This window comes from Mycobacterium sp. E2238 (genome assembly GCF_001672665.1).
In the GTDB taxonomy this organism is placed as follows: domain Bacteria; phylum Actinomycetota; class Actinomycetes; order Mycobacteriales; family Mycobacteriaceae; genus Mycobacterium.
Window position 1 is genome coordinate 1 of sequence record NZ_LZKF01000017.1, and the last position, 783, is coordinate 783.

The 783-nt window shown below is 69.5% G+C and carries 2 protein-coding genes; both read left to right on the top strand.

Annotated elements, in window-relative coordinates; all coding sequences use genetic code 11:
- A partial coding sequence (locus A5711_RS01165; RefSeq protein ID WP_067943268.1) for an S-methyl-5'-thioadenosine phosphorylase occupies window positions 1-604 on the top strand: 604 nt, incomplete at its 5' end.
- Window positions 601-783 (top strand): NAD-dependent epimerase/dehydratase family protein (locus A5711_RS26700; RefSeq protein WP_231987399.1); only part of this gene is annotated, 183 nt, incomplete at its 3' end. The genes A5711_RS01165 and A5711_RS26700, both read left to right, overlap by 4 nt.

A 783-nucleotide genomic window follows, 5' to 3' on the forward strand; every position in this document is an offset into this window, starting at 1 on the left:
GCACACCGTGCCGTATCGGGCCAACATGTGGGCGCTGCGCAAGCTCGGCGTGCGCCGGGTCTTCGGTCCGTGCGCCGTCGGCAGCCTGAACCTCAACGCGGGGCCGGGCGCGGTGGTGGTGCCCGATCAGCTGGTGGATCGCACCAGCGGCCGCCCCGACACCTACTTCGACTCCGGCGGCATCCATGTCGACTTCGCCGACCCGTACTGCCCCACACTGCGCGCCGCGGTCACCGCCCTGCCCAATGTCGTCGACGGCGGCACCATGGTGGTGATCCAGGGGCCGCGGTTCTCCACGCGTGCGGAAAGCCAGTGGTTCGCATCCGCCGGGTTCGCTCTCGTCAACATGACCGGCTACCCGGAGGCGGTGCTCGCCCGGGAACTTGAAATGTGCTATGCGGCAATCGCTTTGGTCACCGACCTGGACGCCGGTGTCGCGGTCGGCGAGGGCGTGACGACCGTCCAGGTGTTCGCCGAATTCGAGAAGAACATCGGGCCGTTCAAGGAGTTGGTTCGCGAGGCGATTGGCCGGGTCGCCGACGAACGCAACTGCACGCACTGCCTGCCGCACACCGGCGTCACGCTGCCCCTCGAGCTGCCATGAGGGTATTGCTAACGGGGGCCGCCGGTTTCATCGGTTCGCGGGTGGACGCGGCGCTGCGGGCGGCGGGACACGACGTGGTCGGCGTCGACGTGCTGCTGCCGGCGGCGCACGGACCGAAGACCCGGCGCACGCCGAGCTTGCGCAGCGCCCACATGTTGGCCCGATACGGCACGGTGTGC